Genomic DNA, 26,507 nt, shown 5'->3' on the forward strand with positions numbered 1-26,507 from the left:
TTAGTGGTTCTTTTCAAATTCCTTCATGGCCTCGATGAGCACTTCGACGCTCGACTTGGGCATGGCGTTGTAGATCGAAGCTCTGAAGCCGCCTACCGAGCGGTGACCCTTAATGCCTACGATGCCTTTGGTGCCGGCAAATTCGATGAAGGCGCTTTCGAGTTCCTTGTACTCCTCTTTCATTACGAAGCATACGTTCATGATCGAGCGGTCTTCGTGAGCGGCGGTGCCTACGAACATCTTGCTCGAGTCAATGGCATCGTAGAGGATAGCGGCTTTTTCGAGGTCGCGGCGCTCCATCTCTTTGATACCGCCCAACTCCTTGTAGTATTTCAGGGTTTGCAGGGCAGCGTAGATGGGCAGACACGGCGGGGTGTTGAACATCGAACCCTTCTTCACGTGGGTGCGGTAGTCGAGCATGGTGGGGATGGCACGCTCTACATGACCCAGGGCCGACTCTTTGACGATGACGATGGTCACACCGGCAGGAGCCAGGTTCTTCTGGGCACCGGCGTAGATGACGTCGTATTTCGATACGTCGATGGGACGCGAGAAGATGTCGGACGACATGTCGGCTACCAGAGGTACTTTCACATCGGGGTCGAAACGCATTTCGGTACCGTAGATGGTGTTGTTCGAGGTGAAGTGGAAGTAGTCCACGTCGTCGGGTACGGTGTAGCCTTTGGGGATGTATGAGAAGTTGGCGTCTTTCGAAGAAGCTACTACGTCTACTTCGCCGAAGAGTCGGGCTTCTTTGATGGCGTTGACGGCCCAGGTACCGGTCTCGAGGTAGGCCGCTTTTTTGTTCAGCAGGTTATAGGGAACCATGCAGAATTGCAGGCTCGCGCCGCCGCCCAGAAACAGTACGGAGTATCCGTCGGGGACCTCGAGCAACTCTTTAACCAGCGCTTGAGCCTCTTCGATAACGGCTGTAAACTCCTTGCTGCGGTGCGAAATCTCCATCAGCGACAGGCCTGTACCGGCAAAGTTGAGGACGGCGTCGGCCGTGTTTTTGATGGTGTACTCGCTCAGGATAGAGGGTCCTGCATAGAAATTGTGCTTCTTCATAACGATATTTGTTTAGTGGTTGGTATAAATTTGGTATTGATAGATTGCAAAGGTACTTCTTTTTCTCTATGTTTTTGTTTAATTTATATCTTTTTTGTCGTTATAAAAGGCGATTTTGTGTCTATTTGCTAACTTGAGTTGGCATTCCTGACATCTTATTTATATCGACCTTTCCATAGTTCGTTCAGGTGCTCTTTCAGCTTGTTCTCGGCCGGATTGTTCTGCGGTTTCCACCACCCGTGGTTTTTGAGGGCGTCGGGCAGGTATTGCTGGTCGACGAAGTGGCCGGGATAGTCGTGGGCATATTTGTAGTTCTTGCCATAGTCGAGCTCCTTCATCAGCTGGGTGGGAGCGTTGCGCAGGTGCAGAGGTACCGGCAGGTTACCCGTTTCGCGCACGGTCTCCAGAGCCTGGTTGATGGCCATGTAGGCCGAGTTGCTTTTGGGCGAACTGGCCAGGTAGATGGTGGTCTCGGCCATGATGATGCGGCTCTCGGGCCACCCGATGTTCTGCACGGCATCGAAGCAGGCGTTGGCCAGCAGCAGGGCGTTGGGGTTGGCCAGACCGATGTCTTCCGACGCTGAGATGACGAGCCGTCGGGCAATGAATGCCGGGTCTTCACCTCCCTCGACCATGCGGGCCAGCCAGTAGATGGCGCCGTCGGGGTCGCTGCCCCGTATCGATTTGATAAAGGCCGATATGATGTCGTAGTGCATCTCGCCGTTTTTGTCGTAGGCGGCCGGGTTTTGTTGCAGCCGCTCGGTGACGATGGCATCGTCGATGACAATCTTTTCGTCTTCGCCTACGGCCTGCGAGATGAGGTCGATGATGTTCAGCAGCTTGCGGGCATCGCCTCCCGAGTAGCGGAAGAGGGCGTCGGTCTCGCGCACCTCAAACTCGCGAGTCTTTAAATAGGTATCGCAGTGGATGGCGCGGTCGAGCAGCTGTTGCAGGTGTTTCACCTCGAGCGGCTTGAGCACATAGACCTGGCAGCGCGAGAGCAGCGGGCGGATGACTTCGAACGAAGGGTTTTCGGTGGTGGCTCCGATGAGGGTCACCGTGCCGTACTCGACGGCTCCCAGCAGCGAGTCCTGCTGCGATTTGCTGAACCGGTGTATCTCGTCGATGAAGAGGATGGGGCGCACTTTCGAGAAGATGTTGGCCTTGCAGCGGTCGAGCACCTCGCGCACCTCCTTTACGCCCGACTGTACGGCGCTGAGGGTGAAAAACGGGGCCTGTAACTGTTGCGAGATGATGTGGGCCAGGGTGGTTTTGCCTACACCCGGGGGACCCCACAGGATGAACGACGAGATCTTGCCCGAGTCGATCATGCGGCGCAAGACGGCACCGGGGCCTACCAGGTGTTCCTGCCCGATGTATTCGTCCAAGGTCTTGGGCCTGAGTCGTTCTGCCAAAGGTTGTAACATATTCGCTTCGTTCCGTTGATACAAATATACTCCTTTCGGCCCGTATTTCCAAAGGAAAGTGGCCGAAAGATACACCCGTCACCCCGTTTTGTCGGAGGCGTAAAAGCGGGGGTAAAAATTGAATGTTTCTTGGAGCGATTCGTAAAAAACTGTTATCTTTACCCCCGACAATTTAATGAAATGTATCATGCGTAAATTTATTCTTCTTTTGTGTCTGGCGGGGTTGGCTTCGATAGCCCCGGCAGCCGACACGGTCTTTGTCAAGGAGGCCCAGGTGCCTGTGCTGCTCGAGCGGCAGGACAATGTGATGTTCTATCTGCGTATTCCCGCCCGGGAGAGCCGCGTGCTCGACCAGGTGGTACTCGATTTTTCACGCTGTGCCGACCGGGCTTCGGTGGCTGCGGTGAAGCTCTACTACGGCGGTGTCGAGGCTCGGCAGGACGAGGGGAAGAATCGGTTTGCGCCGGTAGGCTACATATCGAGTTTCAGTGCCGGGAAGACCCTCTCGGCCTATCCCTCCTATTCGGTCAAGTGTGCCGAGGTGACCCGTCCCGACAAACGGGTGGTGCTCCAGGCCGACTACGAATTGTACCCGGGTGTCAACTTCTTTTGGGTGAGCCTGCAGATGAAGCCGGGCACCTCGCTCTCGGCGAAGGTCGGTGCCGAGCTGGCCTCGGTATCGCTCGACGGTAAGAAAGCCTTGTGCCATAGGGTTTCGCCCGACGGTATCGTGCATCGCATGGGTATCGGGGTGCGTCATGCCGGTAACGACGGGGCTGCGGCTTTCCGCATTCCCGGGCTGGTGACGACCAACGAGGGTACGCTGCTCGGTGTCTACGACGTGCGCTACAACAGCAGTGTCGACTTGCAGGAGCATATCGACGTGGGGTTGAGCCGCAGCACCGACGGCGGTAAGACGTGGGAACCCATGCGCCTGCCGCTCTCGTTTGGCGAGTATGGCGGATTGCCTGCCGCACAGAACGGGGTGGGCGACCCCTCGATTCTGGTCGATACAAAGAACAACACGGTGTGGATTGCCGCCGCCTGGACACACGGCATGGGCAACCAGCGGGCCTGGTGGAGTTCGCAGCGGGGCATGGACTTGGACCACACGGCACAACTCGTGCTCACCAAGAGTACCGACGACGGCAAAACCTGGTCGGAACCCATCAATATCACCTCGCAGGTGAAAGACCCCTCGTGGCGATTCCTGCTGCAAGGGCCTGGGCGGGGCATCACCATGCACGACGGCACGCTGGTATTCCCCATCCAGTTTATCGACTCGACCGACGTACCCAATGCCGGCATCATGTACAGCCGGGATGCGGGCAAGAGCTGGCATATCCACAACCTGGCCCGCACCAACACCACCGAGGCGCAGGTAGTCGAGATTGAGGAGGGGGTGCTCATGCTCAACATGCGCGACAACCGGGGCGGCAGTCGGGCCGTGGCTATCACCCGCGACCTGGGGCGTACCTGGACCGAACATGAATCGTCGCGCAAGGCGTTGCCCGAGCCGGTGTGCATGGCCAGCCTCATTCGGGTCGAGGCCCAGGACAATGTGCTGGGGCGCGATATTCTGCTCTTCTCCAACCCCAACACGACGAAGGGGCGCAACCATATCACTGTCAAGGCCAGCCTCGACGGTGGGGTGACCTGGCTCCCCGAGAACCAGATTATGCTCGACGAGGAGGATAGCTGGGGCTATACCTGCCTGACGATGATCGACCCCGAGACGGTGGGGATTCTCTACGAAAGCAGTGTGGCTCACATGACTTTCCAGACGTTGAAACTCACCGAACTAATCCGTAAGAAATAGTATAAATTATTGATTATAAACCTATAAATGGAGGTAGACCCACCGAAGGGTTTGCCTCCTTTTTTGTTAAAAGTCTTAAATTTAAGAATAAACATCCGGGACGGATTAAACTTTTGGGGCAAACCGTAGTCATATAAGCAGAAACGCAATTCGAATTAGCAGACCAATAGATGAATTACTTAACCATTTAACGAAAGGAAAACGATTATGAAAAGAACAGTTGTATCGGTAGCGTTGGTATTGGCTTTGACCATGAGTGCTTTTGCCGGAAATCAAAATAAAAAACAGCCCCGGGAAAAATGTGAGTTTCCCTGCGAACAGATGGTGAAAAACTTGAACCTGAGCGACAAGCAGGTGAAACAGTTGAAAGAGGCCGATGAGACCTTCGATGCCGAGGTGAAAGCGCTTCGCGAGAAAAGCAAGGAGTTCCAAAAGAACAATCGCGAGTCGATGAAGGCTGCCAAGGCTCGCCGCGACTCTACGTTGAAATCGGTATTGACCAAAGACCAGTATATCCAGTATCTGGAGCAGAAAATAAAACGTCTCGAACGTCGTCCCGATGTCCGTTTCGACCGGAACGCTCGTCCCATGAACAAACGCTTCGACGGCAAGCAGATGCGTCAGGGGCGTTGCCCGATGAGTCCGGCCTCCGATGCTCCGGCCATCAATCCCCCGGCTCCTGATGCCGCAGCAAAGTAAACAACCACTTCATACATGATTTATAGGTTTTTTAGGTAGGCTGAAAAAAAAATGAGAGGCTATGCTTCCTCACGGGAACGTAGCCTCTCTGTTTTTGCCCGGTTCACTCCCTGGCGGGAGCTCGGGCTTCGAGGGAGGGAAAGAATATAAAAAAAGGAGCCGTGTCGCCTCAGGCAGCACGGCTCCGTATGGTTTATTTCACACCCGCATCAGTTGCGGAATACGATTTGATCGTTTTCGGCATCGACCACAATAGGTTTCGACCGATCCACTTTCTGAGCCAGCAGGTCTTTCGACAGCTGGTTGAGGATGAGCCGGTGGATAACCCGTTTTACAGGACGTGCACCGAACTCGGGGTCGTAGCCCTCGGTAGCGATGAGGCTCAAGGCCTTGGGCGTGATTTCGAGCGTAACACCGTTCTTCTCGAGCATTTTCTTGATGTTGTCGATTTGCAGCGATACAATCTGTTCGATTTCGTTCTTCGTAAGCGGCGTGAACATGATGGTCTCGTCGATACGGTTGAGGAACTCGGGACGTATGGTCTGTTTCAACATCTCCAGAACCTGCTCCTTGGTCTTTTCGATTACATCGGCCCGGTTGGCATCGGTCATCTTCTCGAAGTTCTCACGAATCAGCGACGAACCCATGTTGGAGGTCATGATGATAATCGTGTTCTTGAAGTTGACCAACCGCCCCTTGTTATCGGTCAGACGGCCATCGTCGAGTACCTGCAACAGGATGTTGAAGATGTCGGGGTGAGCCTTCTCGATTTCATCGAACAGCACTACAGAATAGGGCTTCCGGCGGATAGCCTCGGTCAACTGACCGCCCTCTTCGTAGCCCACGTATCCGGGAGGCGAACCGATGAGTCGCGTAGCGCTGAACTTCTCTTGATATTCACTCATATCGATACGCGTCATCATGTTCTCGTCGTCGAACAGATACTCGGCCAAGGCCTTGGCCAGCTCGGTTTTACCTACACCCGTCGTGCCCAGGAAGATGAACGAACCGATAGGTTTGCGGGGATCGTTCAGGCCGGCACGGCTCCGACGCACGGCGTCGGCAATGGCGGTGATGGCTTCGTCCTGACCCACTACCCGTTTGTGCAACTCCTCTTCGAGGTGGAGCAGTTTGTCTTTTTCGCTCTGCATCATCTTGTTCACGGGGATACCGGTCCACCGCGATACGACGTCGGCAATATCTTCGGCATCGACCTCCTCCTTGATCATGGCCTTGTCGCCCTGCAACTCGTGCAAGCGTTGCTGGGTAGCGTGTATGTCGTCCTCTTTGGCTTTGATTTTGGCATACCGTATTTCGGCCACCTTGCCGTAATCGCCTTCGCGTTCGGCCTTATCGGCTTCGAAACGCAGGTTCTCGATGTCGATCTTGTTCTGCTGTATGCGGTTGACAAGCTCTTTCTCCGATTGCCATTTGGCGCGGAACTTGGTCTCCTCCTCTTTCAGGTCGGCAATCTCCTTGGCCAGCTGTTGCAGCTTCTCGGTATCGTTTTCACGCTTGATGGCCTCGCGCTCGATTTCGAGCTGTTTGATACGCCGCGTGATTTCATCGAGGGCCTCGGGCACCGAGTCGACCTCGATACGCAGTTTGGCGGCAGCCTCATCCATCAGGTCGATGGCCTTATCGGGCAAGAACCGGTCGGTGATGTACCGCTCCGACAACTGTACGGCAGCGATGATGGCATCATCTTTAATCCGCACCTTGTGGTGGTTTTCATACCGTTCCTTCAAACCACGCAGAATCGATATACTGCTCATCTCGTCGGGCTCGTCGACCATAACGATCTGGAACCGACGCTCCAGAGCCTTATCCTTCTCGAAGTATTTCTGATACTCGTCGAGGGTAGTGGCACCGATGGCCCTCAGTTCGCCACGGGCCAGGGCAGGTTTCAAGATGTTGGCGGCATCCATGGCACCGTCGCTCTTGCCGGCACCTACCAGGGTGTGAATCTCATCGATGAAGAGGATGATTTCGCCCTCGCTCTGGATTACCTCGTTGACTACCGATTTGAGTCGTTCCTCAAACTCACCTTTGTATTTGGCGCCGGCGATAAGGGCACCCATGTCGAGCGAGAAGATCTGTTTGCTCTTCAGGTTCTCGGGCACATCGCCACGTACGATACGGTGAGCCAACCCCTCGGCGATAGCCGTTTTACCGGTACCCGGTTCACCTATCAGGATAGGGTTGTTTTTGGTACGCCGGCTCAAGATCTGCAGCACCCGACGTATCTCGTCGTCACGCCCGATAACCGGGTCGAGTTTGCCGCTGCGGGCACGCTCGGTCAAGTTGATGGCATATTTGCTCAGCGCATTATAGGTGTCCTCGGCCGAAGCCTCGGTTACTTTCTTCCCTTTCCGCAGCTCATCGATAGCAGCTCCCAACTCCTTCTCGGTAACGCCGGCATCCTTCAGGAACGACGAAGCCGAACTTTTGGTCAGGAACAGACCCATCAGCATGGCTTCCAGAGCCACAAACTGGTCGCCCAGTTTCTGAGAGTAGTCGATGGCTTTTTGAAGAGCGTCGTTAGCCTCGCGGCTCAAGTAGGGTTCGCCCCCGCTTACCTTTGGCAACGATTCTATCTCACGATCGAGCTGGCTGTTCAGCAAACCGGCGTTGACACCCAGCTTCTGGAAGAGGTACGAAGTAAGGCTCTCGCCCACTTGCAAAATCCCTTTCAGCAGGTGCACCGGCTCGATCGACTGCTCGTTGTGGTCGCGGGCAATCTGCACGGCCTTTTGCACGGCCTCTTGCGATTTGATTGTAAAATTGTCAAAGTTCATATGATGTTCTCCTTTCTAATTTCTTGGTTGTGTTTACGCCCTTGTATAGTCAAAAGAAGTGCCAAACCCAAAAGGATGAAATGTTGTCTGAAAATCAGTCGGTTAATATGACAAAATGTCCTCGTTTATCCGTCCGTCCGTGGGGGCGTAGGGTAACGGGGTCATTTGTAGCATGTTCTGTTTCTGACAAAATGTCGTCACTTCACACGTACAACACGCACGGCCCTCGAAAGTTCGAAGGCAGGCGGGTGATTATGGGGTGGAAACGGGTAAAGGCGGAGTTATTTCCGAGGTTGGACCGAAAGGGAATCGGGGCGGTCGGTAGACGTCGAGTCGGGCAGGGCGAGGGTATCGGTTGCGATGGCGGGAAGCTCCGGCCGCCGGGCGCTCGAATCGTTGGTCGTGGCGGGCAATTCGAGTTTGAATTGGGGGCGCTCCTTGCCCCAGAGCGGAGCCGTAAATTTCGGTTTCGACGGGGCCACGATGGTATCGTTGGCCAGCAGGGTAGAGATGAGCACCGGGTTGGCGATGCGGCTCACCGGGGCATTCCGTTTCTTCTCGAGGTTCTGTTTGATAGAGTCGGTCTCCTGCTTGGTGAGCAGCCGGTTGTCGTCGCCGAAGAGGGTCATCAGCACCATCTTGGTGCGCAGGGCCCGCTTCTTGCGTTTCCATTCGCGATAGAGCTCCACGGGGTCGATAATCCCCACATAAGCTATACTTGCACCGAATGGCATGGTGTTGGGTGCCCCCATTGTGAAGTTGTTGACCGGGCCGGGCCGGTCGTCCGAGAGGGGACGCAGCAGGTTGCGCACCAGAAAATGGTCGACCATGCGGGCAATCGTTTCGTCGTGCAGACTGGCGATGCTGTCCTTCACGGCGTGCAGCAGGATGACGTTGAGCATGAACTCCGAGGGGTTTTCGGGGAAGAGGGTCGAGGGTCTCATCATCTGAATCGAAGCCTTCTCGAGATGGTCGTCCAGCCGACGTTGGATAAAGTGGTCGTTGGGGGTAGAGGTAGGCATCTGCTCGGTGCGGGGCCACGACTGTTCGCCCCCTTTGATTTCCAGCTCCGAGCCGTTGCCCGGTCGCATGGGGGGCGGGGTGGATTGTGCGCACACGGTACCGACGGCCGTCAGAAACAGGCCGCACAACCATAGTCGCATATCTCTTGTCGTTCGTGGTTTCACCATACCATTTGCAAAGATACCCGCAATTTGGTAACCTTTTGGCGATTCTCCCGAAAATTAACCGTTAATAATATTATAAAAATATTTAGAAAAAGTCGGGCCATGACCCCGAAACAGCAGAGCCCCTGATCTCTTCCACATCTATATAAATGCTTGATGCTTCTGGCAAAACACAAATAAATTTGATTTTACCCGCGGCTTGCACTATCTTTGCCCAGGAAAAATCTGAGCCCGGGGCTTCCGGCGGCTGCACCGAGGTGCGGGTCGGGGCAGTGCGGTGTCTCCCCTTATTTTCAAACTTGAACGACAGACGATGGATTTTGAGCTGATACATACCGATGAGCGTAGCAGCGCGCGGGCGGGCGTCATCACGACCGACCACGGTACGATACTGACGCCTATCTTCATGCCCGTGGGCACGGTGGCGTCGGTCAAGGCCGTGCATCAGCGCGAGTTGCGCGACGACATCAAGGCCCAGATTATCCTGGGCAATACCTACCACCTGTACTTGCGGCCGGGCCTCGACATCTTGCACAAGGCCGGCGGACTGCACAAGTTCAACGGGTGGGAGCGCCCGATTCTTACCGACAGCGGGGGCTTTCAGGTATTCTCGCTCTCGGACCGCCGCAAGCTCACCGAAGAGGGGGCTCACTTCCGCTCGCACATCGACGGGTCGAAACACCTCTTCACGCCCGAGAATGTGGTGGACACGCAGCGCATCATCGGGTCGGACATCATGATGGCGCTCGACGAGTGTACGCCGGGCGATGCCGACTACGACTACGCCAAGAAGTCGCTGGCCCTTACCCGCCGCTGGCTCGACCGGGGGTGGAAACACTTCTGCGAGACCGAGGGGCTCTATGGCTATCGGCAGACATTCTTCCCCATTGTGCAGGGGTGCGTCTACCGCGACCTGCGTACCGAGGCGGCCAAGCATGTGGCCGACCTGGGGGCCGACGGCAACGCTATCGGCGGTCTGGCCGTGGGCGAACCTACCGAAAAGATGTACGAGATGATCGAGGTGGTGAACGATATTCTGCCCCAAGACAAGCCCCGCTATCTGATGGGGGTGGGCACGCCGGCCAATATTCTGGAGGGTATCGAGCGCGGGGTCGACATGTTCGACTGCGTGATGCCCACGCGCAACGGCCGCAACGGCATGCTCTTCACCCGCAACGGCATTATGAACATGCGCAACAAGAAGTGGGCCGACGACTTTTCGCCCATCGACCCCGAGGGTACCTCGTTTGTCGATACCTGTTACAGCAAGGCCTATCTGCGCCACCTCTTCATCAGCGAAGAGATTCTGGCCATGCAGATTGCCTCGATACATAACCTGGCATTTTATGTATGGCTCACCCAGGAGGCCCGTCGCCAGATTCTGGCCGGCACATTCAAGCCGTGGAAGGACGAGATGGTGCGCCGGGTGACTACACGGTTGTAAAACGTCGCATGATGAAGGTACTGAAGAAAATAGACATCTATATCATCAAGAAGTTTCTGGGAACGTACTTCTTTGCGATAGCCCTTATTCTGGCTATCACCATCATGTTCGACATCAACGAGAAGCTCGATTCGTTTCTCAAGGCGCCGTTGTCGGCTACGATATTCGACTATTTCTTCAACTTTCTGCCCTATTTTGCCAACCTCTTCAGCCCGCTCTTTACCTTCATTGCCGTCATCTTCTTTACCTCGAAGCTGGCCGACAACTCCGAGATTATCGCCATGCTCTCGAGCGGCATCAGTTTCAAGCGGCTCTTTGTGCCCTATATGATTTCGGCGGCCATCATTGCGGCGCTGAACCTCTATTTGAGCTGTTATGTGATACCGCCGGCCAACGTGACCCGCATCGAGTACATGAATACCTATGTGAAGAACAAACGGGTCGACTATGCCAGCAACATCCAGTTGCAGGTCGAGCCCGGTGTCATCGCCTATATCGCCCGCTACGACAACAGCAACAAGACCGGCTACCGATTTTCGCTCGAGAAGTTCGACGACAAGGTGCTCAAGTCGCGCCTCACGGCCCAGACGGTCAACTACGATTCGGCCTACCACTGGCGGGTCAACAACTACCTGATTCGCAACTTCAACGGCATGCGCGAGGAGCTGGTGCGCGGTACTTCGCTCGATACGATTGTGCCCATCGAGCCCTCCGACTTCCTTATCTCGCAGAACGACAGCGAGATGATGACCACCCCCGAGCTGCGCCGCTACATTATCCGCCAGAAGGAGCGGGGGGTTGCCAACATCAAGAATTTCGAAATCGAATATGAACGGCGCTTCGCCATGGCGGCTGCCGCCTTTATCCTCACGGCCATAGGCATGTCGCTCTCGTCGCGCAAGGTGAAGGGGGGGATGGGTATCAACATCGGTATCGGGCTGCTGTTGAGCTTCTCCTACATTCTCTTCTCGACCGTGACCTCGACCTTTGCCGTATCGGGAGCCACTTCGCCCATGCTGGCCATGTGGATTCCCAACATCATCTATACGGTAATCGCGGTCGTGCTGTATAAAAAGGCTCCTAAATAGGAATAATTTCTTATTGTCTGAAAATAAATGCCTTTTTATTTTTTGCTGTGGAAATAATAGCCTACCTTTACCACCCTATTCTTTTATTTAATTTCAAGTACAAATAATGATTCAAGAAGATTTTGAGCAGCATGTGGTAAAACTGCAAGGTGCTCTGTTGGGCTTTGCCAAGAGTCTGACCCACAACGACGACGAGGCAAAAGACCTGTGGCAGGAGACCGCTCTGAAAGCCTTGGTGAATAAAGAAATGTACCGGGATTCGGGGAATATCAAGAGCTGGCTGTGCACCATCATGTTCAATCTCTTCCTGAATTGCCGCCGTCTTTCTTCCCGCCAGCAGGCCATGATAGCCGATTTCCAACTGGACGCTGCCGACGACATGGAGGAGGCAATCAATGCCGAATGTGCCGTATCGGATACCGATATTCAGCAGATTATGAATTTGTTGCCGGCCAAGAGCCGCGAACTCTTCTCCCTCTATCTGCAAGGATACCATTACGACGAGATTGCCCGGCGCCTGAATATGCCGGTGGGTACGGTGAAGGTCCAGATATTCCGCATCAAGAACAAGTTGAGAGCCTGCAAAAAGCAGATTTTGTGACAGGCAGGTCCCGCGCTTTCGCCCGTAAGGCCCGACGGTATTTCCTCTCCTCTCGCCCATACGCACCGGTAAAAAAGATAGACCCGCACCTCTTCGCAGAGATACGGGCCTTTTTCGTTTATTTAAATCAGGAAGTTAATACGTCGCATGTCGTTCGTTACATGCCCGTGCCGCTACCCGAGCCTCCCATGCCGCCGGCTGCGCCGCTACCGGCACCGCTGCTGCTCTTGAGGTCGTCGTTGTTGATACTGCGGCGGGCCTTCTTCACCGAGTTTTTCATCTGGCCGAACGAGTAGGTTATACCCAGCCGCACATACTGGCAGGGGTTGTAGTTGTAGTTGTCGATGCGGTAATCGTCGTTCTTGATGTGCATGACAAACTTGCGCTCTTTCGAGAAGGGGTCGCTGGCCGAGAGGTTTATCTGCAACCGCTTGTTGAAGAACGACTGGCTCACACTGAAGCCGCAGAAGGCAAAGGGTGCCGTGGTTCCCACCAGCATGCGGAATCCCGAGTAGTAACCCACGTTGGCACTGATGGCACCGTCTTTCCAGGCATTCCAGCGGGCACCCAGAAAACCGTTGTAGTCCCACCCCTTGTTGGAGTAACCGGCCCGGGTCGAGCTGTAGTCGCCATATCCGCCCGAGAGGTTGGTATAGAGGTTGAGCGTGGGCAGTACGTTGCCCGAGAAGAAGACGTTCAGTTTGCACTCGCGGGCCCGGCCTATGTTGTCGTAGGTAATGTTGGCTATACCGTTTTCGTCCATGAAGATGGTCTGCTCGATACCGTTGTTCTGTATGCGGCCGTTCAGCTCGGTGGCCAGGCTCATGCCCGTGGCGGTAAAGAGGGTATATCCCAGCGAGAAGGTGTGCGAAATCTCGGAGTCGAGGTTGGGGTTACCATAGCTCACCTGCATGGGCGAGGAGGTATCCTTGAAGGGGTTGAGTTGCCAGATGCCCGGGCGGCTGAGCCGCTGCGTGTAGGAGAGCTTGAAGGTCTGCATCTCGCGCGGTTGCCACGAGAGGGTCACATAGGGCACCACGTTGAAGAAGTCGTTGTCGAATCGAGTCTCTTGTGTACCTCCCTCGGTGTTGTGGTTGGTGGTGCGGCCGTCGTTCCAGGTCGATTCGAGCCGGGCACCTACCTTGCCGCTCCACTTCTTTATCTTCAGCACATAGCCGGCATAGAGGCCCAGGATATGCTGCGTGTAGTCGAGGTCGTTGACCGGCAGCAGCACGTCGTTCCAGGTATCGGTAGGCTCGTCCCACAGGCTTTGGGTGCGGTTGCCGTCGCTCACGTTGCAGCGCATGATGTATTTGGCACCGGCTTCGATCTGGTGCATCTCGGTGAGGGGGTCGAAGTAGTCGATCTGCACGGTCTGTTCGGTACCGTGAGCCTTGTTCTTGCTGCGTTCGATGTAGCTGTTCCAGTTGATGAGACCGTTGCTCTCGGTCGTGTAGTCCGAGTTGTTGGGGTTGTATTCAAACTGGTACGAAGCCGTGAGTGTGCGGTCTTTCTTGGCAAACGAGCGCTGGTAGTCGAGCGTTCCCGATATCGAGCCATAGTCGCTGCTCGAGTGGGTGAGCGACTGGTATTGGCTGCTGATGTCGTTGGCTCGGTTGTAGGAGGTGTAGTCGAGATTGGAGTTGGACTTGTTGTTGCCCAGCCAGCCGAAGGCTGAGAAGCTGATGAGGTTGAGGGTGTCGATTTCGTAGCTGGCCTCGATCGAGAGGTTGTGGCCGAGCCCTTCGAATCGCGACTTGCCGTAAACGGCCGAGTGGTTGAACTCGTCGCTGCCGTAGGTCTCGGAGAAGGTCTTCGAGTGACCTCCGTGGCCGTTGGTGTAGCGGCTGCCCGAGTAGCGGCCCGAGAAGGCGAACTTGCCAATCTGCGAGGAGAGGTAGATGTTGCCGCCGAATCCGCCTCGGTTGTCGGCGTTGGCCCCCACGCTGCCCACTACACCGTTGGTGTCGCGACGGGTCACGGTGACGATATTGATGATACCGCCCACGCCCTCGGCCTCGTATTTCGACGAGGGGTTGGTGATGACTTCGATATTCTTGATCGAGCTGGCCGGCATGCTCTTGAGCACCTCCTTGAGGTTGTCGCCCGACATGATGGCCGAGCTCTTGCCGTTGAGCAGCACCTTGTAGTTGCTCTGTCCGTTGAGGCGGATGTTCTCCTCGGCATCGACGGTAATCATGGGCACCTTGCGCAGCATGTCGAGAGCATTGTTGCTCGTGGCCTCGGGATCGGCCTCCATGTCATAGGTTATCTTGTCGATGTCGCTCTTGATGAGGGGGCGTTGGGCCACGACGGTCACCTCCGAGAGTTCTGTTCCCTCGGTGAGGGTGAGGTTGCCCAGATTTTTGGTGCGCTCGCCCGGTTCTATCGACACCTCTACGCGGTTGGTCGCATAGCCTACCGACGAGATGACCAGCGTATAGCGGTTGCCGGCGGCAGCCGTAGCGGTGAAGTTTCCGTCCACGTCAGAGGCCACGCGGGTCAATACCTTGCCGTCGCTGTTTTCCACCCCCACGGTTACGAAGGGGATGGCTTCGCCACTGATCGAGTCGGTCACGGTGCCGCTTATCTTGCAATCGGCCGCAGCGGCGTGGGCCATAGTGAATACCGAGAATAACATTCCCAGCAGAATACCCAATTTGAAAACTCGTTTCATCTGTTATTAGTCAATTAAAGTGCGTGATGAATTGGTTGGTCTGTTCTTATTTTTTCTCTTTTTTGTCGGCTTTGTCGTCGGAGGAGTATTTCACGCCGATGCCGAAACTCACGGTGTCGATACTGTCGTTACCAATCGACTTCGACAGGTTGAACTCTATGAGATCGGTAGATCCGGTCACCCCGATGTTGTTGCCCTCGAGCGCCAGGGTATTGAGCGCCTTGGGGAGGAAGGCGGTGCCTATGTTGTTGTTCGAGAGGCTCAACGAACATGTATTGTTGAGGTATGCAAATAGTGTGCCGATATTGCATTGCTGGCAGGTGGTTCCACTGTGGCCTATGCTGTCCTGCATGACGAGCATACCCACGTTCGATTCCCGCACGACCACGTCGCCTTGCGATTGGACGATGAGTTTATCGAAGTTGCCCTCCGAGAAATAGAGCGTGACGTTGGGGTTGTGGTTCTCGACGATGAGTCGGGTGTTGTGGTCGTAGTCGAGAGTCTGTTTGCCAAACCACGACTGAGGTATCGAGTCGTTGGAGTCATCGGCCGCCGGCTGTTCCAGCCACTGGTCGGTGATATGCAGGGTGTCGCCCGTGTAGTTTTCGCCGTTGGCGAAGACGATACCCTGCCGGGAATCTTTCTTGTCGCGGGTCGAGATGAAGATGCAGGAATATACCGAGTCGTTGTCGGTATCGTCGATAACGAGGTAACGCACGGGGGCGTTGTAATTTTCATTATAATCCAGCAACTCTTTCAGACTCTTCAATTTCGTTTCGGGCGAGAGGTTGCTGATGACTTTGATGGCGATGATGGGGGCGAATATCATCACGGCCAGAACAATTAACAGGACTATGGTCGAGCGTTTCATGATGCTTGGTTTGAGGGGTTTGACGTGAGGTTTTCGATAAATTCCCGGTACATGGAGTCAATCTCGTCCATGGGGATGTGCAGGGTATAGAGCTGCATGAAGAAGCGTGGCAGTTCGGTCTTGAGGAATTCGTTTCGCCGGTATTCCGTGATTTTGTGTTTGGCGTCGGGCGAGACGAAGAAGCCGATTCCCCGCTTGTTGAAGATGATACCCTGGGTCTGCAAAAATTCATAGGAACGCATCACCGTGTTGGCGTTTACCTCCACGAGGGCCGCGTATTCGCGCACCGAGGGTATGCGGGCCCCAATGGCATAGTGGCCCAGCAGTATCTCGTCGCTGATGCGTTCGGCGATTTGCAGGTAGATGGTTTGGTTCTCTTTGAATTGCATACTTATCGTTTGGTTTCGTTTATTTCGAGTTCTTTCATGCGCATGTATCCGATGTATCCGAACAGCAGATATTCTACGGCGCTGATGCCGTTGAGTATCCACACGAAGTCGTTGTTGTTGAAGCTGTCGAAGTAGTTGCCTACGACCAGGTAGGTGAACATCGACTCCAGCTCTTCCTTACCCAGCAGGGTGGTGTAGAAGATGATGACGATGATGCCCAGCAGGAAGCAGGCGGCAATGGTCTTGAGAAAACTGTTTTTCTGCCACAGCGTAGCTCCCAGCGTGAAGGTAACGATAATATTGATCGTGTAGTTCACCAGGAACGAGGTGCTGTACATGTTGTTGTTCCAGAAGGTGAGCAAGCCTTGCAGCGGTGTGCCCGGGTTGAAGGCTTCGCCGCGTATCATCGACGAGGCTGTCTCCGAGACATACTGGGCCACCAGGATGGCTGCGAAGAAGAGAATGGGGTAGAGCACGATGGTCCACAGCAGGTGGGCGATATACTTCTCGGCGGTCGAGGCGGGAACCACCAGGTAGAGCACCCGTTTGGAGCGGCGGCCTATCTGATCGGCCAGGCTCGAAGCACTCTTGGCGATATAGACAAAGAAGCCGAGCCAGATAATTATCTGTATGCCTGTCGAAGCGATGGAGGGAATCAGTCCCTCTTCGTCGGTCGAGTGGAAGAGGAACATCAAGAGGGTGTAGATGCCTGCCAGCGAAAAGAACTGGAGCAACAGTCCCCGTTTCCACTCGTGTATCTGCTTGGAGCAGTAGCGTCCGAAGCGTTTCAGACTGAAGAAGTTGGAGGCCGTCGGGCGTGTGGCTACCGAGGCGGCTGCCTCTTGGGCGTTGGGGGTTATGTCATATTCGTTCATGGTCGTCTTATTTTACAGGGTTGGCAAATATACGTTCGATTTCCGCCGGTTTTTCGATGGCGTAGTTGAAGAGCATCTCGATGTCGAGCGGCGTCTCCTCGCCCGTGGGGTTGGGCAGGATGGCGCTGTATCCGGCAATGGTCGAGACCGAGTAAAGGGCCCCTTCGATGTCGGCCTCGCCGGCTCCCTTGATAAATCGCAGGTGCGAGGTGATGTCGGCCGTGTCGCTGTCGAGCAGCAGGCGGCCGCCCTCGAGAATGTCGATGCGGTCGATCATGTTTTCGAGGTCGCGCACCTGGTGGGTCGAGATGACGATGCTCTTCTGCTCGTTCATGCCCGAAGCGATGACCTTGCGGAACTGGCTCTTCGAGGGGATGTCCATGCCGTTGGTAGGCTCGTCCATGAGCAGCAGCGGGGTGTTGGTGGCCAGGGCAAAGCTCACCAGGTATTTCTTTTTCTGTCCCATCGAGGTCTTGGACAGGTTCTTGACATTCTCCAGTTCGAAGTCGGCCAGATACCGGTCGAACTGCTCGCGGTCGAAGCGGGGATAGAAGACGCTGTTGCGGCGCACGTAGGCATCGACCGAGATAGGGGGAAGGTCGAACTCCTCGGGTACGAGGAAAATCTTCTCGAGCGTTTCGGGGCGGCGGTGGCGCACCTCCACACCGTCGAGCGTGATGCGTCCCTTGTGGGGAAACATCAGGCCGCACATCATATAGAGCAGGGTCGATTTACCGATTCCGTTTTTACCCAGCAGCCCGTAAACCGAACCCGGTTGTATCGTCAGGCTTATGCCGTTGAAGATGGGGGCCTTCTTTTTGTGATAACTAAATTCAAGATTTTCAATCTGTAACATAGTATTTTGGGATAAAATTGTTTTACTGTTTTGGTGTATTAGTTTAATAGTACACTGCAAATGTAGATAAACTTTTTGAATCTGCAACAAAAAAACTTATTTTTTTTCTGTCTATTTGCAAAAGCCGTTAATGATTTGTACTTTTACCCAATCAAATAACCCCAAAAAACATAGAAAAAATGAGCCAAAACGAAGATATATTTGCCTACGACGAAGACAAGGCTGTAGAGTATATAAAGAATGTATTGCCCCAGGAATTGAAAGAGAAGTATAGCTACGACGACATTGTCTACGTTACCGATGTCGTGTACGACTATTACGAGCAGAAGGGGCTCTTCAACGAGGATGCCGGCGACGAGGTGGAGCTCGACGAAGACGACATCATCGACTTTGCCCGCAAGTGTGCCCACAAGGACGGCGTGAAAATCGACGACGAGGATATGCCGTTCCTGGTACGGGGTGAGTTGGATTACGAAGAGTCGCTGGGTGTTTTCTGAGGAGGCGAGTGATGAACAGGAAAACAGGATTTATCATATTGCTGGGTGTAGCCGCGTTGCTCCCCGTCGAGGCGGCCTCGCAGAATGTCTTTCAGAAGGCGGCCAACACGGTGTCGTCGTGGTTCTCGTCGGACAAGTCGAAAGGCGAAGTGGCCCCGACCGAGCATATCGACCTCACGCAGTTGACCCTCGACGAGAATATCTCGATACCCGAGCTCGACAAGGAGGCCCGCAAGATACGCACCGCCCAGTCGCGTGAGATGCGCCGCTTGCAGAAGGCCCGTCTCACCGACCTGAAGCTGGTGCGCAACTACGAGGTAATCAAGGCTACCATAGCCGCTTCGAACCTCTTCCTGCCCAACGATACGGTGCTGAGCGAGAAGGCCGACATCTTTCTGCGTCCCTTCCTGGCCGACCTGCGCATACCCGATTACTACCATGTGATGCTGGTCATGCACAGCGACGATACCGGCTCGGAGGCTTACAGCCTCGACCTGACCCGCTCCCGGGTACAGGCCGTGCGCGACTGGTTTGCCCGCAACGGGGGCAATACCGACTTTGTGGTGACGTATGAGGCCGGTGCCTTTTCGCCTATCGCTTCGAATCGTACCATGGAGGGGCGGGCCAAGAACCGGCGGCTCGAAATCTATCTGATACCGGGCGAGAAGATGATCGATATGGCTCGCCGCGGTCAGCTCGACAAGCGGTAACCTTTCGGTTGTAAAACAAGTTCTCGGTCGGGGCAATTCCATTTGGAACTCTGGGTTTCATTTGTTTTTGCTCTCATCTTTCTTGTATCTTCGGATAAGACAGGATACGGTTCGGGATAGTCAAAAACTGAAAAACTCCGTTTTTCTTTTGACTCTTCGCTCACCTTTCTGCCATCTTCGGATAAGATAGGATACGGTTCGGGATAGTCAAAACTGAAAAACTCCGTTTTTCTTTTGACTCTCCGCTCACCTTTCACTATCTTTGCACACTGCAAAATAGAATGTGGCCGGGCATGGTCAAACGCAGAAAACGGTTGTTTCTGTTTGATTTTGTACCCGCCTTTCTCTATTGGGGCAAATCCTTTGCTTGGGGCAGGGGAGAGTTTTTTCGTGTCAATAAACAAACAGCATAAAATAATGGCAAAAGAGTTGAAAGAATTGACCAAGCGTGCCGATAACTATTCGCAATGGTACAACGACTTGGTGGTAAAGGCCGACTTGGCAGAACAGTCGGCCGTGCGGGGCTGTATGGTAATCAAGCCCTATGGATATGCAATTTGGGAGAAGATGCAACGCCAGCTCGACGACATGTTCAAGGCGACGGGCCACGTGAATGCCTACTTCCCGTTGTTGATTCCGAAATCGTTCCTGAGCCGCGAGGCCGAGCACGTAGAGGGCTTTGCCAAAGAGTGCGCCGTAGTGACTCACTACCGCTTGAAAACCAACCCCGACGGCACGGGCGTAGTGGTAGACCCCGCCGCCAAACTCGAGGAGGAGCTCATCATCCGTCCTACCTCCGAGACCATTATCTGGAACACCTATAAAAACTGGATTCACTCCTATCGCGACCTGCCCATCCTGTGCAACCAGTGGGCCAACGTGTTTCGCTGGGAGATGCGTACCCGCCTCTTCCTGCGTACGGCCGAGTTTTTGTGGCAAGAGGGGCACACCGCCCACGCTACCCGCGAGGAGGCCGAGGCCGAGGCTCGTCGCATGCTCGAGGTTTATGCCGACTTTGCCGAGAACTTCATGGCCGTGCCGGTAATCAAGGGTGTGAAATCGGCCAACGAGCGTTTTGCCGGTGCCCTCGATACCTATACCATCGAGGCCATGATGCAGGACGGCAAGGCCCTGCAGTCGGGTACGTCGCACTTCCTGGGGCAGAACTTCGCCAAGGCATTCGACGTGCAGTTCATCAACAAGAACAACGAGCTCGAATATGTGTGGGCTACCTCGTGGGGCGTATCTACCCGTCTGATGGGTGCCCTTATCATGACCCACAGCGACGACAACGGTCTGGTGTTGCCGCCGAAACTGGCTCCCATCCAGGTGGTGATTATCCCCATCTACAAGAATGCCGAGCAACTGCACGCCATCGACGTGAAGGCCGACGAAATCGCCGGCAAGTTGCGCGCCATGGGTATCTCGGTCAAATACGACAACGCCGACAATAAACGCCCGGGCTTCAAGTTTGCCGACTATGAGCTGAAGGGTGTGCCCGTGCGTCTGGTCATGGGAGCCCGCGACCTCGAGAACGACACCGTAGAGGTGATGCGCCGCGATACGCTCGAAAAAGAGACGTTGCCCGTCGACAACATCGAGCAGGTTGTAAAAGGTCTGCTCGACGAGATACAGGCCAATATCTTCCAGAAGGCTCTCAAGTTCCGTCAGGAGCACACCATTACGGTCGACAGCTACGACGAGTTCAAAGAGAAGATCGAGGAGGGCGGCTTTATCCTGGCTCACTGGGACGGCACGACCGAGACCGAGGAGCGCATCAAGGAGGAGACCAAGGCGACGATTCGCTGTATCCCGTTCGATGGCGATACCACGCCGGGCGTCTGCATGGTTACCGGCAAGCCGTCGGCTCGCCGCGTGCTCTTTGCCCGCTCGTACTAATCGAGACGAATACAAGTTCAACCATACTGCACAGGGCGGTTCCGACAGCGGGGCCGCCCTTGTTGTTTGCGTTTGCAGGGAAACAGGGGGGGAGGATGTGACCGCAGACTCTCTCTCTGCGCGGCCGATACGGGAGACTCCGTTGCGTGAGGGGCAGGGATTAGGGAATGACAGACGAGCCGGGGGTGGGGTAGTTCCCGTCGGATTGCCGGGCGTCCCGAGCCTGCTCTTTGGGACCGAAGGCCCGGTTACATTCGATGATTACTCCCTCGCGGCTGAAGTGGAGGGTAAGTACCCCGTTGTCGCCTATCATGGCCTTTACCCCCTCTTTGAGCGGTTTGTGTTCGGCATCGAACCAGGTGACGTCGAAGAGGTTGGCGAGTCCCGTCGGTCGCAGTACCGCCTTCACCATGCCCGTTTGCCATTGGTCGTTGAAACGCTGGGCTCCGCTCTCGTAGACGAGCAGGTAGTTGGCCCCGTTGGCCACCAGGGCCAACCGGTAGTTGCCGCCCAGTCGGGTGTTGAGGCTTGACGAGGAGGCTTGCAGGAATTCATAGACCCCTTCGGTGGGGTCGGTGCTGTGGCGCAGGTACTCGTTCAGGGCTTCGGGTTCCCAGACAACCTGTCGTTCGGGATATTCGCACGGTGTGACCGTCCACGACTTCAGCTCAACACAGGCTCCGCGCCCCACGTAGATACCCGCCCGGTCGCCAAAGAGGCGGTCGTCGCGGCAAAAGCCGATGCGGCATTCGCGCTCGTCGCCCAGCAAGATTTCGTATCCTCCCTGGGTAGGGACAATGTGCAGCCGGTTGTAGTCGGTCTCGGGGCGGATGGCCGATGAGGCGATTCGCTGCCAATGGGAGTGAACCAAGGTGTCGCCATCGGCTACGGTCAGGATGGTAAATTGCAGTTCGGGCAGCTGGTAGCCGTAGAAGTCGTCGTTTCCGGCCCGCATCAGTACGGCGTGGTAGTTTTGGTTATTGCGGTATCCCCATACCACGCCCCACACCGGTCTCTTCACCGAACCAGCCCGCCGGCTCTTCCCGGAGTCGTCGACCCGATAGACTGCATACTTTCTGCCCGTTCGGTTGTGGCGATTGGCCAGCTCGACCGTGATGGACGGACGCATTCCTTCGCCCGGAACAATGCCGGTAGATACTACGTTCACCACATCGCCGTCGGCATTGCGGTTACAATCCGATAAAACATCTTTTTGAATTACAGCCCGGCGCAGCGGCTCCTCACCCGTGTACCACGATTGGGCCACGCACGAACCGGCACAAAGCACGATAACCAGAATAGTAAGGAGGAGATGTACATTCATGGTTTTGCTGTTTGGGGCAGTCTGTTTTGCTTGTCAGGGTCACCACTTCAAAGATAAATCAAACCGGGCGAAGAACAAAGGAAAAAGAAGGTTTTTTGTTATCGGTTTGTGTCGTAGCACTCTGCAATCGCTGCATGGAGAAAAAGGTTGCTTATACCTGAGGCTTGGAGAATTGTATCCGATGAGTATATTTCGAGGAGAAAGATAGCCCGATTGTCAGGTATATTTTTTATATTTGCATATAAAACGAAATGAAAACGAAAAGTAACGAAAGACACACATTATTTATTTTAATTAAAGCGCTAGAGAAATGTTGAAAAAAATGCTGGGAAAAGTCGTCGACTTTTATCGGGCCTTGCCCCCGGCCGAGCGGCCGGCATCGCTTACCGATGAAGAGGCAGCCAGGTTGACGAAGAAATTGAGATTGCAAAGTTTTTTTGCGGGGACCCTGGGGTACAGTCTGTATTACGTATGCCGCACCGGGCTGAATGTGGTGAAGACCCCCATAGTCGAGAGCGGTATGCTCAACGACCAACAGCTGGGCATCGTGGGCTCGGCGTTGCTGTTTGCCTATGCCATCGGTAAGTTTGTGAATAGTTTCATGGCCGACCACTCCAATATCAAGCGGTTTATGGCTACGGGGCTCATCGTCTCGTCCATTGCCAACCTCATCGTGGGAGTGTTGGGTATGGCCAAAGGTCTCATCGGGTTGTCGTCGATGGCCTTCTTTGTCTGCTTTTTCATCATGTGGGCCCTCAACGGCTGGTCGCAGTCGATGGGTGCGGGCCCTGCCATCATAGCCCTGTCGCGCTGGTTTTCGCCCAAGGAGCGGGGAACCTACTACGGTTTCTTCAGTGCAAGCCACAATCTGGGTGAGTTCTTCTCCTTCATCTTTGTCGGGTCGGTAGTCGGCTGGCTGGGCTGGCAGGCTGGTTTCATGGGCTCGTTCATAGCGGGGGCGATAGGAGTGCTTATCATCATCTTCTTCCTGCACGACAGCCCCGAGAGCAAGGGGTTGCCCCATGTGGGCAATCCGCCCAAGGAGTCGACCGACAAGGCGCAGAAAGGCGTTTTGCGCAATCCCTACGTGTGGATTCTGGCCCTGGCCAGTGCCTTCATGTATGTGAGCCGCTATGCGGTGAACAGTTGGGGCGTGCGTTTCCTCGAGATGGAGAAGGGCTATTCGCTCGAACTGGCCACGACGGTTATCGGCATCAATGCCCTGTTGGGTATCTTCGGCACGGTGCTTTCGGGGTGGTTCTCCGACAAGTTTTTCAAGGGCAAGCGCAACATGCCGGCCTTTATCTTCGGGGTGCTCAACACCATAGCGCTCTCCCTCTTCCTGCTGGGCGGCGACAGTCTGGTGCTGAATGTCATCAGCATGGTGCTCTTCGGGGTGGCTATCGGGGTGCTCATCTGCTTCCTGGGCGGACTGATGGCGGTCGACATCGTTCCTCGCAACGCTACGGGGGCAGCCTTGGGTGTAGTGGGCATGGCCAGCTACATAGCCGCCGGTCTGCAGGATGTCATTTCGGGTACGCTCATCGAGAACTTCAAAACGGTATCGGGCGATGTGGTCACTTACGATTTCCTGCCCGTATCGATTTTCTGGATAGGAGCTTCCATCCTCTCGTTCGTGCTGGCTCTCTTTGTGTGGAATGTCAAGCCGGCCGAGTGATGGCATAAAGATAATTGAACACGTGAAAAGCCGACGTCTTCGAAAAGAGGGCGCCGGCTTTTTCGTATGAGGTGGTAGCGAGACCGTTTACGGTTGAGGCGGAGTAGAGCCTTTCGTCCCGGTATTCGGGTCGGTTGTCGGTGCGGTCGGTTTCGAATGAGGTTGTGATGCCGGAGTCGGTTGGGCTGAAGCGGTAGCCCCTCGACCGGATGCCGACGGAGTAGCCCCTGTGGGTTGCGAGTTTTGGGGGTGAGTTGTGGTCGGGGCAGCGGTCTCCTCCCAGTGGAAGGGTTCGAACTGGCTCTCCTTGTTGGTCCAGCTGGGTTTACGCGACGCGTAGATGATGAAGGGGGCAATCACCACGACGAGGGTACCGATAATGAGCACCGAGAACCACACGGCGTTGCTGCCTACCGAAATCTGGCTGGGGGGTATGAAGCTGAGCACGAAGGCCAGCAGGGAGCCCAGGAATCCCAGGCCGCCGATGAACCACATCATGCCGTTGCCTTTGCTGCCGATGCGGAACGGGCGGTTGCTCTTCTTCATGTTGTACCGCAGGTAGATGGCAGCCGAGAAAATGAGCATGTACATGATGAGGTAGAGCACCACCGTGAGTTGCGACATGATTTGGTAGAAACTCTGCACCGAAGGCATCACGACGAAGAGCAGACTCAGCAGCGTGACGGCGGCACCTTGCAGGTAGAGGATATTTTTCTGCACGCCTATCTTGTTGGTCTTCTGGAAGAAGGGGGGCAGATACCCGGCACGACCCACGGCGAAGATACCTTTCGAGGGGCCGGCCACCCAGGTGAGCACACCGGCCAGCACCCCGAAGGCGAGTGCTATGGCAATGACCGGCGAGAGCCACGAGGCCTTGATGAAGTTGAAATAGTTGTCGAATCCGACCAGCAGACTCTGGGTGAGGTTGATGTCTTTTTGCGGGATGATGATACCCAGTGCAAAGGTGCCCAGCACGAAGATGAGCACCGTGATGGCTGAGCCGATGAATACCGCCTTGGGGTAGTTTTTCGAGGGGTTGTTGATGTCTTTCACGTGGATACCGCCCATCTCCATACCGGCGTAGAAGAGGAAGATGCTGGCGGCCAGCACCAGGTTGTCGAAGTTGGAGAAGTCGGGCAGGAAGCTACCTGAGAAGTCCATCTGCGACTTGCCGCCCATGACCAGATAGACGATGGCTAGAACCACCAGCAGTGCGGCCGGGATGATGGTACCCACCAGACCGCCCACCTTGGCCACCTTGCCTACCCAGTCGAGACCCTTCAGCGAGATGAAGGTGGCCAGCCAGTAGATGAACAGCACCACCGCCAGGGTGTAGAAACGGTTCGAGGCCAGCAGCATGTCGCCCGTGTGGTCCATGCCGATGAAGGCGATGGCCACGGCGCCGAAGGTCAGTACCGTAGGATACCAGATAGTACTCTCGATCCATTGCAGCCAGATGGCCAGGAAGCCGGCCTTCTTGCCGAAGGCTTCGCCCACCCAGCGGAACACACCGCCCTGCTTGTCCTGGAACATGGCGGCCAGTTCGGCGGCTACCAGAGCCGTGGGAATGAGGAATACCAGTGCGGCAAATAGATAATAGAAGGCCGAGCTTACGCCATATTCGGCCTCGGCCGGCAGTCCGCGCAGCGAGACGACCGCCGTTACATTCATGATAGCGAGCGTAAATACGCCCAGTTTGACAGATTTACCGATGTTTGCCATATACGTTTTGAATTAAGTTTGTCGTGGTGGAGCAGCCACATTCATGCAGATAAACAAACATCGGGCGGTTGTTGTTTTACCGGCATGAAATTATAAAGAAAGAAAAAATGGAAAAACAAACTTCTCCGTCGGGGTGGCGACGGTATGAATCGAAAGTCTATGGCGCCCTGCACATCGCTATTCTGGTGCTGTCGGTGTTTCTCATCATTACCATTTCGGTCGATACGTTTCGCAACCTCTCGTTTCTCAACCAAGGCAACTACATGACCGTGCAGTTGTGGGTGTGCACCTTCTTCATGTTCGACTTCCTGCTCGAGCTGGTGCTCTCGCCCCACAAGTGGCGGTATCTGAAGAGCCATTTCATCTTCTTCCTCGTGTCGATACCCTATCTCAACATCATCACCTACATGCACGTCGACTTCTCGCCCCAGGCCGGCTACTTCCTGCGGTTCATCCCGCTGGTGCGTAGCGGCTACGCACTGGCCATCGTGGTGGGGTGGTTCACCCGCAACCGGGCGTCGAGTCTGTTGGTGTCGTACCTCACCATGCTGTTGGCTACGGTCTACTTCTCGAGTCTGCTCTTCTTTGTCATCGAGCATGATGTCAATCCGCTGGTCGTACACTATACCGATGCCCTTTGGTGGGCCTTTATGGATGTGACTACCGTAGGGTCGAATATCTATGCGGTCACGGCTACCGGCAAGATTCTGTCGGTCGTGCTGGCGGCTCTGGGCATGATGATGTTTCCCATCTTCACCGTCTATGTGACCAACTGGGCCCAGCAGGCGACCCGGCGCAAGGGCGATGCGTAATCCTTTGGCCGGATACAGCAAGAGAGCCGGGTGCCATCGCACCCGGCTCTCTTGTCTTGTAGGAAG

Annotated in this window: 21 protein-coding genes; 10 read left to right on the forward strand and 11 right to left on the reverse strand. The window is 55.1% G+C overall.

Annotated elements, in window-relative coordinates; genetic code table 11:
* Positions 1-1,068 (reverse strand): 3-phosphoserine/phosphohydroxythreonine transaminase, encoded by a 1,068-nt coding sequence (gene serC / locus B5F38_RS05920; protein WP_087408383.1) that lies wholly within the window; start codon positions 1,066-1,068, stop codon positions 1-3.
* 155 nt (positions 1,069-1,223) lie between these two features.
* On the reverse strand, positions 1,224-2,495 hold the full coding sequence (locus B5F38_RS05925) for a replication-associated recombination protein A (RefSeq protein WP_087408384.1): 1,272 nt from the start codon (positions 2,493-2,495) through the stop codon (positions 1,224-1,226).
* Between the two features lie 187 nt (positions 2,496-2,682).
* Here B5F38_RS05925 and B5F38_RS05930 point away from each other — a divergent pair, with 187 nt between their 5' ends.
* Positions 2,683-4,314, forward strand: a complete 1,632-nt coding sequence (locus tag B5F38_RS05930) for a sialidase family protein (RefSeq protein WP_087408487.1) — start codon at positions 2,683-2,685, stop codon at positions 4,312-4,314.
* Positions 4,315-4,521: 207 nt separating this feature from the next.
* Positions 4,522-5,013: a hypothetical protein gene (locus tag B5F38_RS05935; RefSeq protein WP_143240921.1), complete on the forward strand. Its 492-nt coding sequence runs from the start codon at positions 4,522-4,524 to the stop codon at positions 5,011-5,013.
* A gap of 209 nt (positions 5,014-5,222) precedes the next feature.
* On the opposite strand, the gene clpB is transcribed toward B5F38_RS05935, so the two are convergent.
* A complete protein-coding gene (clpB, locus tag B5F38_RS05940) occupies positions 5,223-7,811 on the reverse strand; it encodes an ATP-dependent chaperone ClpB (RefSeq protein ID WP_087408386.1) in 2,589 nt (862 codons plus the stop codon).
* Positions 7,812-8,092: 281 nt separating this feature from the next.
* Positions 8,093-8,974, reverse strand: a complete 882-nt coding sequence (locus B5F38_RS05945; RefSeq protein WP_143240922.1) for a hypothetical protein — start codon at positions 8,972-8,974, stop codon at positions 8,093-8,095.
* Positions 8,975-9,311: 337 nt separating this feature from the next.
* Between B5F38_RS05945 and tgt the strand changes: the two genes are divergently transcribed.
* The 3 genes from tgt to B5F38_RS05960 all read left to right on the forward strand — a co-directional run bounded on the left by tgt (position 9,312) and on the right by B5F38_RS05960 (position 12,131).
* Complete coding sequence (tgt, locus tag B5F38_RS05950; RefSeq protein ID WP_087408388.1) at positions 9,312-10,442, forward strand: tRNA guanosine(34) transglycosylase Tgt; 1,131 nt, start codon at positions 9,312-9,314, stop codon at positions 10,440-10,442.
* Between the two features lie 8 nt (positions 10,443-10,450).
* Positions 10,451-11,530, forward strand: a complete 1,080-nt coding sequence (locus B5F38_RS05955; RefSeq protein ID WP_087408389.1) for an LptF/LptG family permease — start codon at positions 10,451-10,453, stop codon at positions 11,528-11,530.
* 106 nt (positions 11,531-11,636) lie between these two features.
* On the forward strand, positions 11,637-12,131 hold the full coding sequence (locus tag B5F38_RS05960; RefSeq protein ID WP_087408390.1) for an RNA polymerase sigma factor: 495 nt from the start codon (positions 11,637-11,639) through the stop codon (positions 12,129-12,131).
* 157 nt (positions 12,132-12,288) lie between these two features.
* On the opposite strand, the gene B5F38_RS05965 is transcribed toward B5F38_RS05960, so the two are convergent.
* The 5 genes from B5F38_RS05965 to B5F38_RS05985 are packed head-to-tail and all read right to left on the reverse strand — an operon-like array spanning position 12,289 to position 17,799.
* Positions 12,289-14,808 (reverse strand): outer membrane beta-barrel family protein, encoded by a 2,520-nt coding sequence (locus B5F38_RS05965; protein ID WP_087408391.1) that lies wholly within the window; start codon positions 14,806-14,808, stop codon positions 12,289-12,291.
* A 46-nt stretch (positions 14,809-14,854) separates the two neighbouring features.
* The gene (locus tag B5F38_RS05970; RefSeq protein ID WP_087408392.1) at positions 14,855-15,679 is read right to left on the reverse strand and encodes a hypothetical protein; all 825 of its coding nucleotides are present in this window, start codon (positions 15,677-15,679) and stop codon (positions 14,855-14,857) included.
* On the reverse strand, positions 15,676-16,068 hold the full coding sequence (locus B5F38_RS05975) for a GntR family transcriptional regulator (protein ID WP_087408393.1): 393 nt from the start codon (positions 16,066-16,068) through the stop codon (positions 15,676-15,678). Before B5F38_RS05975 ends, B5F38_RS05970 begins: the two co-directional genes overlap by 4 nt.
* Before the next feature lie 2 nt (positions 16,069-16,070).
* The gene (locus B5F38_RS05980; RefSeq protein ID WP_087408394.1) at positions 16,071-16,943 is read right to left on the reverse strand and encodes a hypothetical protein; all 873 of its coding nucleotides are present in this window, start codon (positions 16,941-16,943) and stop codon (positions 16,071-16,073) included.
* A 7-nt stretch (positions 16,944-16,950) separates the two neighbouring features.
* The gene (locus B5F38_RS05985) at positions 16,951-17,799 is read right to left on the reverse strand and encodes an ABC transporter ATP-binding protein (protein WP_087408395.1); all 849 of its coding nucleotides are present in this window, start codon (positions 17,797-17,799) and stop codon (positions 16,951-16,953) included.
* A gap of 179 nt (positions 17,800-17,978) precedes the next feature.
* Here B5F38_RS05985 and B5F38_RS05990 point away from each other — a divergent pair, with 179 nt between their 5' ends.
* From B5F38_RS05990 to proS, 3 genes are all read left to right on the forward strand, one after another.
* On the forward strand, positions 17,979-18,296 hold the full coding sequence (locus B5F38_RS05990) for a hypothetical protein (protein ID WP_087408396.1): 318 nt from the start codon (positions 17,979-17,981) through the stop codon (positions 18,294-18,296).
* A gap of 11 nt (positions 18,297-18,307) precedes the next feature.
* Positions 18,308-19,006: an OmpA family protein gene (locus tag B5F38_RS05995; protein ID WP_087408397.1), complete on the forward strand. Its 699-nt coding sequence runs from the start codon at positions 18,308-18,310 to the stop codon at positions 19,004-19,006.
* Between the two features lie 417 nt (positions 19,007-19,423).
* Positions 19,424-20,905 carry a proline--tRNA ligase gene (proS, locus tag B5F38_RS06000; protein ID WP_087408398.1) on the forward strand — a complete coding sequence of 494 codons (1,482 nt, stop codon included), beginning with the start codon at positions 19,424-19,426 and terminating at the stop codon, positions 20,903-20,905.
* A gap of 160 nt (positions 20,906-21,065) precedes the next feature.
* On the opposite strand, the gene B5F38_RS06005 is transcribed toward proS, so the two are convergent.
* The gene (locus tag B5F38_RS06005; protein WP_087408399.1) at positions 21,066-22,229 is read right to left on the reverse strand and encodes a hypothetical protein; all 1,164 of its coding nucleotides are present in this window, start codon (positions 22,227-22,229) and stop codon (positions 21,066-21,068) included.
* Positions 22,230-22,539: 310 nt separating this feature from the next.
* Between B5F38_RS06005 and B5F38_RS06010 the strand changes: the two genes are divergently transcribed.
* Complete coding sequence (locus B5F38_RS06010) at positions 22,540-23,907, forward strand: MFS transporter (protein ID WP_241147815.1); 1,368 nt, start codon at positions 22,540-22,542, stop codon at positions 23,905-23,907.
* A gap of 87 nt (positions 23,908-23,994) precedes the next feature.
* Here B5F38_RS06010 and gadC read toward each other — a convergent pair whose 3' ends face one another.
* The gene (gene gadC, locus B5F38_RS06015; protein WP_087408400.1) at positions 23,995-25,629 is read right to left on the reverse strand and encodes a putative glutamine/gamma-aminobutyrate antiporter GadC; all 1,635 of its coding nucleotides are present in this window, start codon (positions 25,627-25,629) and stop codon (positions 23,995-23,997) included.
* A gap of 107 nt (positions 25,630-25,736) precedes the next feature.
* On the opposite strand from gadC, the gene B5F38_RS06020 reads away from it, so the two are divergent.
* Entirely contained in the window at positions 25,737-26,441 is a 705-nt protein-coding gene (locus B5F38_RS06020; RefSeq protein WP_087408401.1) for a potassium channel family protein, read from the forward strand.
* The last annotated feature ends 66 nt before the right edge of the window (positions 26,442-26,507 follow it).

The organism is Barnesiella sp. An22, from assembly GCF_002159975.1.
Taxonomy (GTDB): Bacteria; Bacteroidota; Bacteroidia; order Bacteroidales; family Barnesiellaceae; genus Barnesiella; species Barnesiella merdigallinarum.

Coding starts and splice junctions, on each gene's coding strand:
- B5F38_RS05975 (WP_087408393.1), bottom strand. CDS start 16,068: ATGCAATTCAAAGAGAACCAAACCATCTACCTGCAAATCGCCGAACGC.
- B5F38_RS05970 (WP_087408392.1), bottom strand. CDS start 15,679: ATGAAACGCTCGACCATAGTCCTGTTAATTGTTCTGGCCGTGATGATA.
- B5F38_RS06005 (WP_087408399.1), bottom strand. CDS start 22,229: ATGAATGTACATCTCCTCCTTACTATTCTGGTTATCGTGCTTTGTGCC.
- B5F38_RS05980 (WP_087408394.1), bottom strand. CDS start 16,943: ATGAACGAATATGACATAACCCCCAACGCCCAAGAGGCAGCCGCCTCG.
- B5F38_RS05965 (WP_087408391.1), bottom strand. CDS start 14,808: ATGAAACGAGTTTTCAAATTGGGTATTCTGCTGGGAATGTTATTCTCG.
- B5F38_RS06010 (WP_241147815.1), top strand. CDS start 22,540: ATGTTGAAAAAAATGCTGGGAAAAGTCGTCGACTTTTATCGGGCCTTG.
- B5F38_RS05955 (WP_087408389.1), top strand. CDS start 10,451: ATGATGAAGGTACTGAAGAAAATAGACATCTATATCATCAAGAAGTTT.
- B5F38_RS05925 (WP_087408384.1), bottom strand. CDS start 2,495: ATGTTACAACCTTTGGCAGAACGACTCAGGCCCAAGACCTTGGACGAA.
- B5F38_RS06020 (WP_087408401.1), top strand. CDS start 25,737: ATGGAAAAACAAACTTCTCCGTCGGGGTGGCGACGGTATGAATCGAAA.
- B5F38_RS05960 (WP_087408390.1), top strand. CDS start 11,637: ATGATTCAAGAAGATTTTGAGCAGCATGTGGTAAAACTGCAAGGTGCT.
- B5F38_RS05930 (WP_087408487.1), top strand. CDS start 2,683: ATGCGTAAATTTATTCTTCTTTTGTGTCTGGCGGGGTTGGCTTCGATA.
- B5F38_RS05990 (WP_087408396.1), top strand. CDS start 17,979: ATGAGCCAAAACGAAGATATATTTGCCTACGACGAAGACAAGGCTGTA.
- B5F38_RS05985 (WP_087408395.1), bottom strand. CDS start 17,799: ATGTTACAGATTGAAAATCTTGAATTTAGTTATCACAAAAAGAAGGCC.
- clpB (WP_087408386.1), bottom strand. CDS start 7,811: ATGAACTTTGACAATTTTACAATCAAATCGCAAGAGGCCGTGCAAAAG.
- proS (WP_087408398.1), top strand. CDS start 19,424: ATGGCAAAAGAGTTGAAAGAATTGACCAAGCGTGCCGATAACTATTCG.
- tgt (WP_087408388.1), top strand. CDS start 9,312: ATGGATTTTGAGCTGATACATACCGATGAGCGTAGCAGCGCGCGGGCG.
- gadC (WP_087408400.1), bottom strand. CDS start 25,629: ATGGCAAACATCGGTAAATCTGTCAAACTGGGCGTATTTACGCTCGCT.
- B5F38_RS05995 (WP_087408397.1), top strand. CDS start 18,308: ATGAACAGGAAAACAGGATTTATCATATTGCTGGGTGTAGCCGCGTTG.
- B5F38_RS05935 (WP_143240921.1), top strand. CDS start 4,522: ATGAAAAGAACAGTTGTATCGGTAGCGTTGGTATTGGCTTTGACCATG.
- serC (WP_087408383.1), bottom strand. CDS start 1,068: ATGAAGAAGCACAATTTCTATGCAGGACCCTCTATCCTGAGCGAGTAC.
- B5F38_RS05945 (WP_143240922.1), bottom strand. CDS start 8,974: ATGCGACTATGGTTGTGCGGCCTGTTTCTGACGGCCGTCGGTACCGTG.